This window comes from Streptomyces bambusae (assembly GCF_019400985.1).
In the GTDB taxonomy this organism is placed as follows: Bacteria; Actinomycetota; Actinomycetes; order Streptomycetales; family Streptomycetaceae; genus Streptomyces; species Streptomyces bambusae_A.
The window spans coordinates 1-12,801 of the sequence record NZ_WTFF01000215.1; the positions used below are offsets into that span (position 1 = coordinate 1).

A 12,801-nucleotide genomic window follows, 5' to 3' on the forward strand; every position below is an offset into this window, starting at 1 on the left:
GCACGACCCGGTCGAGCGGCGGGCCGGCCATCCGCGCCACGTCCGCCCGCGCGGCGTCGAGCCGCAGCAGCAGCGGCCCGGCATGCTCCAGCAGGCGCGTGCCGGCGGGGGTGGGCCGCACGGGGCGCCGGGTCAGCAGCTCGGTCCGCAGGTCACCCTCCAGGGCGGCGATGTGCTGCGACACGGCGGACTGGGTGTACCCGAGTTCCCGCGCGGCGCCGGAGAAGGAAGCGAGCCGCGCCACGGCGACGAACGTACGGAGCAGATGCGGATCCATGCCCCCAGCATGCCGATCCCCACCGGGGCGGCCGAGCCCGGCCACCCCGGCGCCAGGCCAAGCCAAGCCGATCCGGACCGGACCGTAGTGGACAAGATCAACAACCCTCATCAGCAGTGCTTATCGACCATGCACAAACAATCGTTGGCGCTGAAGGCCGGGGCGCCTCCACCATGGGTCCATGACCACCACCACCGCACCCGTAGCCAAGATCGCCCTCGTCGGGGACCGTTCGCCGCACGTCGTCTCCCACGCACGGATCCCCGGGCTTCTCGACGCCCTCGCCGAGCGCGACGGGCTCGTGCTCGACGCCTACTGGGTGCCGACCCCCGACGCCGAGACCGAGGCGTTCGGCGCGTTCGATGCCGTGTGGGTGCTGCCCGGGAGCCCGTACGTCAGTGAGGCCGGGGCGCTGGCCGCCGTGCGGGCCGCGCGGGAGGGCGGGGTGCCGTTCCTCGGGACGTGTGGCGGGTTCCAGCACGCGCTGCTGGAGTACGCCCGCACCGTGTGCGGGATCGCCGGGGCGACGCACGCCGAGAACGAGCCCGACGGTGAGGACCCGCTGATCGCCCCGCTCGCCTGTTCGCTCGTCGGCCACGAGGGGATCGTCCGGGCGGAGCCGGGCTCGCTGGCCGAGGCGCTGCTGGGCGCCGAGCGGTCCACGGAGCGCTACCACTGCGCGTACGGGCCCGTCGCCCGGCACCTGCCGGCGCTGGCCGCGCACGGGCTGCGCCTGTCGGGCCACGACGAGGACGGGCAGGTACGGATCGTGGAGCTGCCCGGGCACCCCTTCTTCGTCGCCACCCTCTTCCAGCCCGAGCTGGCCGGGGACGGGACCCGGCCCCATGCGATCGTGCGGGGGCTGGCCGCGGCGGCCGTCGCCCACGCCGCCGGCACCGCCTCCCGTCGGGTTTCCCGTCCCTCCGCCGGGTGACCGCCCTCCACATCCCGGCGCGGAGCGGTCCCGCTGATCCGCTATGCTGTGCGTGCACATCGAACGGGCGGTACGCCGCCCGTCGTGGTGGGTGTAGCTCAGCTGGTAGAGCACCTGGTTGTGGTCCAGGTGGCCGCGGGTTCGAGTCCCGTCACTCACCCTGTGATCCCGGAGGGGTACGAGGTTTCCTCGTACCCCTCCGGGTTTTTCACTGCGCGGACGCGGACGCGGACGCGGCGGGCGCGGCGACGGCAGCGGGCTCGGCCGCCGGGCCGACCAGGCCCGCCAGGGCCAGGGAGCGACCCATGGCCGGCAGCTCCCGGGTCCCCGCCTCCGAACCCTCCGTGAAGGCCGCCAGCAGCTCCGGCGCCAGGCGGTACGCCTCGGCCGCGGCCATCAGGTCGGCCACGGTGACCGCGGCATCGGCGGTGCTGCGCTCGCGCCGGGCTTCCGCGAGGAGGGCCAGTGCCTCCCCGCGGACCACGAACCGGCTCATGCCGCAGTCCAGGCCGTCGTCGTCGAGCCCGTCGGGGTACGGGGCCCGCGCCCAGGCGCCGTTCTCGTACCAGTACACGCAGCCCAGCTCCCAGCCCTGGAGCCGGTCGCGCAGCTCGTCGTACGGCAGCCAGTCCGGCCCGCCCGCCAGCATGTCGACGGCCGGCTCGTGCCACTTGACGGCGCTGGACTCGTCCTCGCCGTACAGGACGTACCGGCCGTCGCCCATCGGGGAGAACGTCCACCAGGTGCAGCCGCCGTCGTCAAGGTGCAGGCCCTCGTCGTCGACCCAGGTGCCGGCGCGGTAGCCGGACTCCGTCTCCTTGGCGGCGGACGCCTCCAGCACCGCGACCAGGGCCCAGCGCGCCCACAGCACCTCTGCCGACGGCAGGTTCTCGGGACGTCCGGGTCGGTCGATCTTCTGCATGCCGTCCCTGTCCTTGTCCTTGTCCCTGTCGCTCACGTCTTCCTCGGTCCTTCCGGGTCCTTCGCAGCCGTACCGGCCGAACGCGTCGGCCGTACCGATCATGCCCGGTCTCCCGGTCTCCCGGTCTCCCGGTGCGGTGCGGACGCGCGCGCCCCTACGCCCCGAGGAACGCCTCCACCTCCGTCACGAACGCCACCGGCGTCTCGTGCGGCGGGTAGTGCCCGCTGCCCGGGAGGGTGTGGACGCGGCAGTCGGGGTACCAGACCTTCCACGTGGCCTGCATGACCTCCGCCGTGAGCGCGAGGTCGTACTCGCCGACCAGGACGAGCACCGGAACCGTGCTGCCCTTGACCGCCGCCGACAGGTCCAGCTGCTGCCAGCTGGCGAGGTAGGCGGCGAAGGCCTCCGGCAGCGAGATCTCCAGGGAGTGCGCGACCATCCCGTCCAGCCAGTGGCCGCTCGCGCGGTGGCCGGTGACGAGGTCGAGGATGACGCGCCGCTTCTCCGGGTCCTCGGCCGCCCCGTAGAAGAGGGCACGGGTGTCGTCGTCCATCTCGTACGGTGCGGCGGGCACCGGGGCGAGGCCGACGAGCCGCTCCACGCGCTCGGGGGCACGGGCCAGGACCTGCTGGATCGCCTTGCCGCCCATGGAGTGCCCGACGAGGCAGAACGTGTCCCACCCGAGTTCGTCGGCGAGGGCGAGGACGTCGTCGGCGATCTCGGGCAGGGTGTAGCGGCCGGGCACCTCGCGGCGCTCGCCGTAGCCCCGGTAGTCGAGGAAGGCGTAGCTGAACCGCTCGGGGTCGAAGTGGTCGAGCACCGACCCCCAGTGGGCGGAGGTGCCGAACCAGTCGTGGAGGACGATGACGCGGACGGGTCCGGTGCCGATCCTGCGGTGGGCGATGGCCATGCGGTCTCCCTCGGTGTCGGGCTGGCTGAGCGGGTGGCGTACGGGGCGCCGTACGGGTCGCCGTACGTTCTGCCCAGCAGGCCTAAACTCACACCGTGAAGCCGATATCGCGCACGGCGCGGATCACCGCGGGGGACTTCGCGCGCCCGGACGGTGCCCGTCATCCCTTCCACCCGCGCTCCTACGAGATCGTCGACCCGGCCGAGATCCGTGAGGTGCTGGCGGCCCTGCCGGACCGGCCGCCGGCCGCCGACGGCTTCGAGTGCATGTGCGTGGAGACGACCGCCGCGGTGACGCTGTACGACGCCGGCGGGCAGAAGATCCGCTCGCTGCGGGCGCACGACCGGGCCTGGCACGACGAGGCCGGCCGTGACGGCCCCGAACTGCCCCCCGTACGCCGCCTGCTGGACCCCCTCGACCCTGCCGGGCTCCCGGCCCGGCACCGGGCGCGCTGGGTGGCCGAGGCGCCCGAGGGGCTGCGCGCGTACGCCGCGGCGCTCGCGGCCGGCACCGAGCCCGGGCCGGAGACGGCCCGCGGGGTTCCGCTGGGCCGGGTGTTCCGCTGGCTGGGCGGCGTACGGGACCGGCCGGCCGACGCGGCTCGGCTGCTGGCGGAGCTCGCCCCGGAGCGGCTGCTGGCCGGGCGGCCGACGGAGGAACTGGCCTGGGCGGTACGGGAGACGGACCGGGTCGGGCTGGAGGGAGCCGTGCGGTTCTTCGCGGGCGAGCACTTCACCACCCGGCACCCGAAGCGGCGCCGGGTTCCCGAGACCGCCCGGAACCTGCTGCTGCGGCATGCGCGCAGCCACCGCCCCGGCGACCTCGCGGTGCTGGAGCGGCGGCTGCTACGCGCGCCGGAGGACCGGGTCAGACGGTCCTGATCGCCGGGTCGGAGATGCCCGGGGCGCCCGTTTCGACGTGGCCGGCGAAGCGGCGCAGGAACGTTGTGTCGAGGTCGGAGACGACCTTGACGTCGTACCAGCGGCCGGTGGTGCGCAGGTCCACCGTGTGGGTGACGGTGCCGCCGGCGGCGACCCGCAGGGTCTGGGAGGAGCCGCCGTAGGCGTTGGTCACCGTCAGGTTGACCGCGGACGTGCCCCCGTTGGTCAGCTTCAGGTCAAGGTTGCCGGTGGTCCCGTTGTGGCGGGCGGTGACCTCGGGGCCGGCCTTCTTGACCGGGCCCTTGAAGGTGCGCAGGAAGCCGTTGGGGCCCCAGACGGTGAGGTTGATCTGGTTGCCGGTGGAGCTACTGGTGCTCCAGGTGTCCGACAGGGTCTTGCCGGCCTCGACGGTGTACGGCCAGGGGCCGTCGGTGCGGTTGCCCGAGGTGCTGTGGAAGTGGGCGCCCAGGGTGGGTCCGGAGGCGAAGGTCAGGGTGAACTTGCCGGTGGAGGTGGTGCGGGCGCCGTCCACGTACGGGGCGTAGCCCAGCGCGCGGGTGGGCTTGCTGCCGGCCTCCTGGGCGGGCAGCGCGCCGCTCGCGGGCGGGGTCGGGTAGTAGCTGCTGTGCCGGTCGTGGTCCGGGGGCAGGTAGCCGGCGGTGGGCGGCAGCGCGGCCGGGGCGGGGTCGGTGGTGGTGAAGTCGAAGGCGGAGCTCAGGTCGCCGCAGACGGCCCGGCGCCAGGGGGAGATGTTGGGCTCGCGCACGCCGAAGCGCTTCTCCATGAAGCGGATGACGGAGGTGTGGTCGAAGGTCTCGGAGCAGACGTAGCCGCCCTTGCTCCAGGGCGAGACGACGATCATCGGGACGCGCGGGCCGAGGCCGTACGGGCCGGCCGCGTATCCGCTGCCGCCCTTGTAGAGGTCGAGGGAGACGTCCGCGGTGGACAGGCCCCAGGCGGCGGAGGCCGGCGGGTACGGCGGGACGACGTGGTCGAAGAAGCCGTCGTTCTCGTCGTAGGTGAGGAACAGGGCGGTCTTCGCCCACACGTCGGGGTTCGCGGTCAGCGCGTCGAGGACCTGCGAGATGTACCAGGCGCCGAAGTTCGACGGCCAGTTGGAGTGCTCGCTGAAGGCCTCGGGGGCGGCGATCCAGGAGACCTGCGGGAGCCGGCCGGCGGTCGCGTCGGCGCGCAGCCGGTCGAACAGGCCCTCGCCGGCCTTGGCGTTCGTACCGCGGCGGGCCTTCTCGTAGAGCGGGCTGCCGGGCTGGGCGTTACGGAAGCTGTTGAAGTACAGCAGGGAGTTGTCGCCGTAGTTGCCGCGGAAGGCGTCGTTGATCCAGCCCCAGTGGCCGGCGGCGTCGAGGCCGTCGCCGATGTCCTGGTAGACCTTCCAGGAGACTCCGGCCGCCTCCAGCCGCTCGGGGTACGTCGTCCAGCCGTAGCCGAGCTCCTGGTTGCCGAGGACCGGGCCGCCGCCGGTGCCGTCGTTGCCGGTGTGGCCCGACCAGAGGTAGTAGCGGTTGGGGTCGGTCGCGCCGATGAAGGAGCAGTGGTAGGCGTCGCAGACGGTGAAGGCGTCGGCGAGGGCGAAGTGGAACGGGATGTCCTGGCGCTTGTTGTACGTCATGGTGGTGGCGGTCTTGGCCGGCACCCACTTGTCGTACTTGCCGTTGTTGTAGGCCTGGTGGCCGCCGGCCCAGTCGTGGTCCAGTCCGGTCAGGAACTGGCTGCCGAGGTCCGTCACCTGGGGGCGGAAGGGCAGGATGTCCTTGGTGCCGTTGGACTGGTGGAAGACGGACTTCCCGTTGTCCTGGAGCACGGGCCGCGGGTCGCCGAAGCCGCGTACGCCCTTCATCGTGCCGAAGTAGTGGTCGAAGGAACGATTCTCCTGCATCAGGACCACGATGTGCTCGATGTCCTGGATGGTCCCGGTGGTGCCCTGCGCGGGGATGGCCGCTGCGCGAGCGATGCTCTCGTTCAGCATCGTCAGGGCGGCGGTACCGCCCGCGATCTGCAGGAAGCGGCGACGGTTGAGTTCTGCCATGGGGTGACGACCTCTGCGGGGTGAGGGGGTGTCGAGGGGCGCCCCAAGGACAGCGCCTCCGGGGGACTGCCCGGGGGCCCCGCCATGACCGTTCGTCGTACAACCGGCGAACGCCGGGCGCGCACCGCCCGGCGCCTGCGCCGGAGCCCCGGTCGAGCCGGGGTGGAGCCCAGGGCGGACCTGCCACCGGGCGCGGTGGAAGGCGTTGTTGCCGAGCCCCGGTCACGGGCACACCTGCCGGTCCGGCACCCGGACCGGCAGACTCCGTCTCTCGTCGGCCGTGAACGCGCGGTCCCCGATGATCCGGCACAGCTCGCGCTGCCAGAGGGCGGGGTCGAGGCGGAGGGGGCCGCCGGAGCGCTTCGGGCTGATGTAGACGGTCGTCCTGGCGTCGGCCGAGAGGTCCATGAACTCGTAGCCGCCGGAGAGACCGTACGTGTCATCGGACCGGCCGAAGTCGTAGGCGTCCACGTACGACCGGTCGCCCACCCGGTAGATCCGGATGGTGCTCTGGGCGGCCACCACGTAGCGGCCCTCGCCGTCGAGGAAGCTCGCGACGTACTGCGTGCCGGTCCGGTCCCCGACGCCGGCCAGCGGCCCCAGCTCCCTGCGCAGCGGGTCCCGGCGCCACAGTTCGATGATCCCGCCGCTGCGCAGCAGCGCGAAGTACCGGCGGGAGGGGTCGAACTGGATGCCGATCGTGTCCTCGGCGACCGGCACCGTGGCCACGGTGCGGCCCGAGGTCAGGTCGACGACGCGCACTTCGGTGGCGCCGGGCACGAGCACGGCCACCTGGTCGTCGACCGGATAGGCGACGGCGCGCACGGACGGCGCCGATGTGTCCTGCTTGCCGGCGCCGCCCGCGCCGCCACCACCCGCACCGCCACCGCTCGCACCACCGCCCGGACCCGCGCTCCCGCTCCCGCTCCCGCCTCCGGGAAGGAAGACCTTGGCGTCGAAGTGGGCGAGTTCCTCGCCGGTGGCCGGGTCCCACTGCTGTACCAGGGTCCCCGAGGTGGTCACCAGCTTCCCGTCCCGGTGGAAGGCGTAGGCGAACGCGCTGTCCTCCGGCGGCATCGCGGCGGTGATCCGGGCGGTCGGGCGCAGGGTGCCGGTCTCGCGCACGGAGACCGTGTTCTTCCCGTCCCGGTCGGCGAAGAGCTTTCCGTCCCGGCGCAGCGTCATCCGGCCGTTCTTGTCGTACCAGTACGGCTGCGGCCGCGGCGCCTCGGCCAGCAGCCGGTCATCGCGCGAGTCAGCGGGCCGCAGTTGCAGGGATGAACCGTCCCCGAGGACGGTGATCGTCCGCTCCCCGTCGAGCGTGAGCCGCTGCTGGCCCACGTCGAGGGTCTGCGGCGCGGGCCAGATCTGGGTGTAGGCGATCCACGAGCTCTCGCGGCTCATCGCGACGACGTGCCGCTTGCCCCCGCCGGACACCAGGCGGATGGCCATGGAAGAGGTTCCGGCGTGTGCCTCCGCCTGACTGACGACCTTCTGCTGCTCCAGGTCCACGAGTGAGAGGTCGGTGCCGTCCTTGAGGACGACGTGGCGGCCGGTCTCGTCGGCCGCCTCCTGCCGGCACAGCCCCTGCGTGCGGTACGGGGCGCCCTCCTGGGCCCCGTCGGCCACGCGGATGCGGGTGTGGACGGCGGCGTCGCCCTCCTTTCGGCAGACCACGGCCACGGATCCGTCGCCGGAGGGCTGGTAGTCGGAGGCCTCGGCCACCACCTCGCGGGGCGCGCCGCCGGCCAGGTCGAAGGCCACGAGGCGGAACCCCGCGTCGGTGTTGACATCGCGCCATAATCCCGCCAGCAGGGTCCGGTGGTCGGGTGCGAACCAGAGACTGCCGTTCGCCTCACCGGGCAGCGGCACCGAACCGCCGGGGGTGCCCGTGTCCAGGTCCCACCAGGCCAGGTGGGTCTTCGTGGTCACGACGAGCTTGCGGCCGTCCCCCGACAGCGCCACCCCGCGCGAGGGATCGCCGAAGTGCTGCACCTGCGGCAGCCGCGGCAGCGCGTGCACCGGTCCCGCGATCCGGTCGGCGTCGGGGTGCACCTCGAACCAGCCGCCGCTGCCGTCGTCGGCGACGAACAGCGCCCGGCGGCCGTCCGGCGCGACCCGGGCGGTGATCACGTGTTTGGGTGCGAGGAGTTCGCTGCGCACGCGGCCCGAGGCGGCGTGCGTGTAGAGCATCGCGCGGCCCGACGTCGACCGGGCGATGACCACCTGGCCGTCCCGGCTGGTGTCGAACTGCGCGATCGGGCCGGGAAGTCCGGACAGCAGGCGCTCGGCGTCGGCGTGGGTGAGGTACTGGCGCAGCAGCTGGTTGCGTGCCTCGTCGGTCGGCGCGGTGCCGTACGCCGCCATCGCCAGCATGGCGCTGCGGACCGGGTCGCTGACCGCGTCGTCCTGGGCCACCTGTGCCAGGGCGCGGGAACTGGCGTACGCCTCCCGGTCCCGGGCCAGGTCGCTGGTGTACACGAACAGCCCGCCGAACAGCAGGGCGAGCACGGCGACGACCGCCGCCCCGGAGAGGAATCCCCGGCGCCGGCGGACGCGGGAGCGGTGGTGGTCGCGGCCGCGGCGCAGGAAGTCGCGTTCGGTGTCGGTCAGTTCGGCGCCGCGCTGGTCCAGCCAGGGCCGGGCCGCCGTCAACACGGCCACGGACGGCAGCAGTTCGGCGGCGTGGCCGCCGGCCTCCCAGCGGCGCACGTCGTGCCGCAGTGTCTCCTGCCAGGCCAGGAAGGAGCGGTCGTCGGTCGCCCGGTCCGCCAGCCGGTCCCAGCCGCTGATCAGCGCCTCGTGGGCGAGCTCCACGGTCTCGGTGCCCTCGGCGTCGGTGGCCGCGACCAGCAGCCGGGTGGCGGTGAGGGCCTGCGCGATCCGCCATTCGTCGGGGGGCAGCTCCCGGCGCGGCACGGTACGGCGGGTCGCGGCGGCGGAGCCGATCGGCACCCGGATCAGCCGGGTGAACAGCCGCCGGGCCGCCTCCGCGTCCGCCGCCGGCACGCACTCGGCCCAGACCTGCTCCGCGTAGGCGGACAGCGCGCCCGTGACCCCGCCGAGGTCGCCGTAGGCCTGGTGGGTCAGCAGGCCCTCGCTCTGCTGCTGCCACAGCCGGTCGAGGGTGAAGCCGAGCAGGGGCAGGGCGCCGGGGCCGCCGCCCGCGTCGGCCAGGATGCGCTCGACGAGATGGCGCTCGTAGGCCACGCCGGGGACGGCGTCGACGGGCGCGGTGACCGCTTCCCGGAGCTCCTCGGGGCCGAGCGGGGCCAGGTAGCGCAGGCTGCCGCTGAGGGTCCGGCCCAGGCGCGGGTGGGCCAGCGCGGCCTCCAGGAAGTCGGCGCGCAGCGTGGTCAGCACCCGCACCGACGGCGGCAGCACCTCGTCGTACAGGACGCCGACCAGCTGCTCCACGGCCTCGTCGGCGCGTGCGAACAGCTCCTCGAACTGGTCGACGACGACCAGCAGCCGCGTGTTCCCCTGCGGCCCGCCCTGCAGCCCGGCCGCGATGTCCGCCAGGCCGCCCGTGGCCAGTACGCCGGCCAGTACGGGGAGCCGGGCCAGCCGTTCGGTCCCGGACAGGCCGGGTTCCAGCAGCGGCAGCAGTGCGGCGGCCAGGGCGGTCAGCGGGCTGGTGCCGGCGGAGGGGCGCAAGACGGCCACGGCGTCGCCGGCGGCCCGGCGGCGCGGTACGACCCCGGCCAGGGCCAGCGAGGACTTGCCGGAGCCGGACGGGCCGACGACGGTGACCCATCGTTCGCTGCCCAGGGCGGCCGCGAGGGCGTCGCTCTCGGGGCCCCGCCCGTGGAAGACGTCCGCGTCGGCCTCCTGGAAGGCCTGGAGGCTGCGGAACGGCGAGGGCGGCAGCGCGAGCTCCCGCAGGCCCGGCCAGGCGGCCAGCAGGCCGTCGGTGGGGATCAGGTAGCTCACCGGGGGCTGCCCGGACTCGGCCTGCACCATCATGCCGACCACACCCGCGAGCCGGTCGTCCCACACCGGGCTGCCGCTGAAGCCCCGGGAGACGGCGTAGCCCTGGCCGGTCAGGTCGGCCTGGACCCAGCCGCTGGTCTGCCGGGCGCGCAGGACGGCCGCGTGCCACACGCCGTTCGGGCGGCCGGCGGGGAAGCCGAAAGCCCGTACGGGGTGTGCCCATACGTCCTCCCGGGCGATCTCGACCAGCCGCAGCGGCCGGGCGCCGGGCAGCGGCGTGCTCAGCCGCAGCACCGCCACGTCACCGGCCGCGGGCCCGTCGTCGCCCTGCCGGGGCGGCACCCAGCTCTCGATGCTCGCGGACACCCCGGCCCCCGGCACCAGTGGCAGGTCGACCTGGATCCGGGCGCCGGCCGCGGGCGCGGCGTCGTACGGGGTCCCCAGCGCGGCGGACACGACGTGCGCGCAGGTGAGCGCTATGCCGGGAGAGACCAGGAAGCCCAGCCCCACGGTCCGGCCCCGGCCGTCGCGGATGCGCAGCAGCGCGGCGTCGAGGGCCTTGGGCCCGGCCCCTTCGCCGGCCCGCCCGGCCGGCGTGCTCACGACGCGGTCTCCGCACCGCCCGCCGCAGGTCTGGCCGGGGCCGGTGCGGCCGGTGCGGGTCCGACGGCGTCCGGTGCGGTCGCGGCCGGCTGGGCCGGTTCCGCGGCGCCGGGTCGGTTCCAGGTGAGCGAGACGGCGAAGTGGGCCTGGGCGGCCGTACTGCTGATCACCACGTCGGCCTCGGCGGACAGGGACAGCCCGAACTCGACGCTGATCTCGTCGGGGGCGCACGCCATGCCGCGGAAGCTGTCGACGAAGTTCTGCGCGATGGGCCGGACCCCGGCGAGCATGTCGCCGAGCGAGCGCGTGGCGCGCGCCACCACCTGACCCGGCCGGGCGACCTCGACGAGGCCGTCCGCGACCTGCTCGATCTCGACCTTCACCACGTCGGTGCGCGGGGCGCCGCCCGCGTCGGCGACGGACACGGGTAACTCCACGAGATACGCCATGCTTTCCCCTCCCGGAGACCGCCTGTTGCGTCTGTGCCGCCTGACCGGCGATCAGAAGCTACCGCAACCCGGCGAGGGCGCGCGCCGGTTCAGGCACGCGCGCGGGTTCAGGCAAGGGCGGCGGACTCGGTGATCAGCATGTCGAGGAGGGCGAGCAGGGCGCCCTTGACGTCGTCGCGGACGCGGGCGTCGAGCACCAGGACGGGCGTGTCCGGGTTCCTCAGGTGCAGGGCCGCCGCGATCTCCTCGGCGGTGTAGGACTGTTCGCCGTGGAAGCAGTTGGCGCCGACCACGAAGGGCAGGCCGCGGCTCTCGAAGAAGTCGACGGCCGGGAAGCTGCGGTCCAGGCGGCGGGTGTCGACGAGCACGACCGCCCCGAGCGCCCCGCTGAGCAGGTCGTCCCACATGAACCAGAAGCGCTCCTGGCCCGGCGTGCCGAACAGGTACAGCACCACTCCGGCATCGGTGAGGGTGAGGCGGCCGAAGTCCATCGCCACGGTGGTGACGGACTTGGACTCGATGCCGTCGAGGTCGTCGACGCCCACCCCGGCGGCCGTCAGCCGCTCCTCGGTGCGCAGCGGCTCGATCTCGGAGATCGTCTCGACCAGGGTGGTCTTGCCCACGCCGAACCCCCCGGCGACGAGGATCTTGACGGGGGCCGCCTGATCGGCGGGGGTCTCATATCCGGGCAAGGTTGTCCCTGATTCTCATGAGCAGGTGGACGTTGGTGGTCTCGGCCCCCTCCAGGGGAGGCCGGTGGTGGATCAGGCCGCGGTCCGCGAGTTCGCCGAGGAGCAGCGTCATCGGGGTCAGGCGGATCTGCATCCGCGCGGCGAGCTCGGCGACCGCCCGTCCCTCGGGCGGCCGGCACAGGGCCAGGACGGCCCGCCACTCGGTGGGCAGCCCGGCGTAGGCGTCCTCGCCGACGGCCGCCGTGATCGTGGTGTCCATGGTGAGGGCGGTGCACGGCGCGGCGGTACGGCCGTCGGTGAGGGCGTACAGCCGGGTCCGGCGCGGGGCCCGGGGCCGCGTCGGCGGCGGTGCCTTGGGCCCGGGCTCCGGCGCGGCTCCCGGCTCCGTCGCCGGCTCCGGGTGCGACGGCAGCTGCAACGGCGGCTGCGGCTTTGGCTCGTCGTCCGGCATTACTTCGTGAGCGCCTGGACGCGCTCCGGGGTGCCGAGCCACTCGCCGAGCGCCTGGGCGGTCCGTACGGCCTCGCCGCCCAGCTCCCCGAGGCGCGCCTTGCGGGAGGTCACCACGATGAGGGTGCTGCCCTCCCCGCACCCGACGATGCACAGGTAGCGGTCGTCCATCTCGACGAGCTGGCGGATGACCCGGCCGCCGTCCACCTCTCTGGATATCGCCTTCATCGTGGCGGCGACACCGGACGCGGCGGCCGCCATGCGCTCCGCCTGGTCCTGGTCGAGCAGGTAGTCGCTGAGCCGGATCCCGTCGTTGGACAGGAGTACGGCTCCCTGGATGCCGGCGATCCGGCTCAGGTTGTTGTCCAGGACGCTGTAGATCATGTCGTGGGACGTCGTTGTCATGGCTGATCCCCTCGGAGCTCTTCTTCCACTGTCTGGGTCCCCTGTTCGTAGTCCGCCCAGGCGTCGGCCACCTCTTCGGGTGTCGCGGTGTCCGGGCCGCGGTCCGGCTCCGCCGTGCGGGGCCCGCGCAACTGCGGCGTCATATGGGTCTGCGGGACCCGCTCGGGCAGGGACGGCCGGGCGCCGCCGTCGCTGGGCACCGGGCGGAGCGCGGGGACCCGCTCCGCCTCCGGTGCGGGTGTTGCCGGCTCCGGCCGGCGGCGGCTGGGCAGTGCGGCGCGGCCGGGCAGCCCGGCGC

General features: G+C 73.9%; 11 protein-coding genes, 1 tRNA gene and 1 pseudogene. 3 read left to right on the forward strand and 10 right to left on the reverse strand.

The features are described 5' to 3' along the window. Nucleotides 1-277: LysR family transcriptional regulator (locus GPJ59_RS25120; protein WP_219669967.1), on the reverse strand; the 277-nt coding region annotated here is incomplete at its 3' end. A gap of 181 nt (nucleotides 278-458) precedes the next feature. Here GPJ59_RS25120 and GPJ59_RS25125 point away from each other — a divergent pair. Next, entirely contained in the window at nucleotides 459-1,211 is a 753-nt protein-coding gene (locus tag GPJ59_RS25125) for a CTP synthase C-terminal region-related (seleno)protein (RefSeq protein WP_219669968.1), read from the forward strand. Between the two features lie 87 nt (nucleotides 1,212-1,298). Further along, nucleotides 1,299-1,371: transfer RNA gene (locus GPJ59_RS25130), tRNA-His, on the forward strand. Between the two features lie 48 nt (nucleotides 1,372-1,419). Here the strand turns inward: GPJ59_RS25130 and GPJ59_RS25135 are convergent. Next, on the reverse strand, nucleotides 1,420-2,169 hold the full coding sequence (locus GPJ59_RS25135; protein WP_308120471.1) for a hypothetical protein: 750 nt from the start codon (nucleotides 2,167-2,169) through the stop codon (nucleotides 1,420-1,422). Between the two features lie 118 nt (nucleotides 2,170-2,287). After that, a complete protein-coding gene (locus GPJ59_RS25140) occupies nucleotides 2,288-3,043 on the reverse strand; it encodes an alpha/beta fold hydrolase (RefSeq protein WP_219669969.1) in 756 nt (251 codons plus the stop codon). A gap of 95 nt (nucleotides 3,044-3,138) precedes the next feature. Between GPJ59_RS25140 and GPJ59_RS25145 the strand changes: the two genes are divergently transcribed. Beyond that, on the forward strand, nucleotides 3,139-3,924 hold the full coding sequence (locus GPJ59_RS25145) for a hypothetical protein (RefSeq protein ID WP_219669970.1): 786 nt from the start codon (nucleotides 3,139-3,141) through the stop codon (nucleotides 3,922-3,924). Here GPJ59_RS25145 and GPJ59_RS25150 read toward each other — a convergent pair. From GPJ59_RS25150 to GPJ59_RS37750, 7 genes and pseudogenes are all read right to left on the reverse strand, one after another. Continuing rightward, a complete protein-coding gene (locus GPJ59_RS25150; protein ID WP_219669971.1) occupies nucleotides 3,911-5,971 on the reverse strand; it encodes a phosphocholine-specific phospholipase C in 2,061 nt (686 codons plus the stop codon). The genes GPJ59_RS25145 and GPJ59_RS25150 overlap by 14 nt on opposite strands. A gap of 222 nt (nucleotides 5,972-6,193) precedes the next feature. Continuing rightward, nucleotides 6,194-10,507, reverse strand: a complete 4,314-nt coding sequence (locus GPJ59_RS25155; RefSeq protein ID WP_219669972.1) for a serine protease — start codon at nucleotides 10,505-10,507, stop codon at nucleotides 6,194-6,196. Next, nucleotides 10,504-10,956, reverse strand: a complete 453-nt coding sequence (locus GPJ59_RS25160) for a CU044_2847 family protein (RefSeq protein WP_219669973.1) — start codon at nucleotides 10,954-10,956, stop codon at nucleotides 10,504-10,506. Before GPJ59_RS25160 ends, GPJ59_RS25155 begins: the two co-directional genes overlap by 4 nt. 107 nt (nucleotides 10,957-11,063) lie before the next feature. Continuing rightward, complete coding sequence (locus GPJ59_RS25165; protein ID WP_219669974.1) at nucleotides 11,064-11,648, reverse strand: GTP-binding protein; 585 nt, start codon at nucleotides 11,646-11,648, stop codon at nucleotides 11,064-11,066. Next, the gene (locus GPJ59_RS25170) at nucleotides 11,635-12,099 is read right to left on the reverse strand and encodes a DUF742 domain-containing protein (protein WP_219669975.1); all 465 of its coding nucleotides are present in this window, start codon (nucleotides 12,097-12,099) and stop codon (nucleotides 11,635-11,637) included. The genes GPJ59_RS25165 and GPJ59_RS25170 overlap by 14 nt, the downstream gene beginning before the upstream one ends. After that, nucleotides 12,099-12,503: a roadblock/LC7 domain-containing protein gene (locus GPJ59_RS25175; protein ID WP_219669976.1), complete on the reverse strand. Its 405-nt coding sequence runs from the start codon at nucleotides 12,501-12,503 to the stop codon at nucleotides 12,099-12,101. Before GPJ59_RS25175 ends, GPJ59_RS25170 begins: the two co-directional genes overlap by 1 nt. Beyond that, a pseudogene (locus GPJ59_RS37750) lies at nucleotides 12,500-12,801 on the reverse strand (hypothetical protein); the annotation flags it as partial. The pseudogene GPJ59_RS37750 and the gene GPJ59_RS25175, both read right to left, overlap by 4 nt.

Bases quoted from the DNA above. Each gene is read 5' to 3' on its own strand.
- GPJ59_RS25125 (WP_219669968.1), top strand. From the start codon at position 459: ATGACCACCACCACCGCACCCGTAGCCAAGATCGCCCTCGTCGGGGAC.
- GPJ59_RS25175 (WP_219669976.1), bottom strand. From the start codon at position 12,503: ATGACAACGACGTCCCACGACATGATCTACAGCGTCCTGGACAACAAC.
- GPJ59_RS25140 (WP_219669969.1), bottom strand. From the start codon at position 3,043: ATGGCCATCGCCCACCGCAGGATCGGCACCGGACCCGTCCGCGTCATC.
- GPJ59_RS25150 (WP_219669971.1), bottom strand. From the start codon at position 5,971: ATGGCAGAACTCAACCGTCGCCGCTTCCTGCAGATCGCGGGCGGTACC.
- GPJ59_RS25170 (WP_219669975.1), bottom strand. From the start codon at position 12,099: ATGCCGGACGACGAGCCAAAGCCGCAGCCGCCGTTGCAGCTGCCGTCG.
- GPJ59_RS25160 (WP_219669973.1), bottom strand. From the start codon at position 10,956: ATGGCGTATCTCGTGGAGTTACCCGTGTCCGTCGCCGACGCGGGCGGC.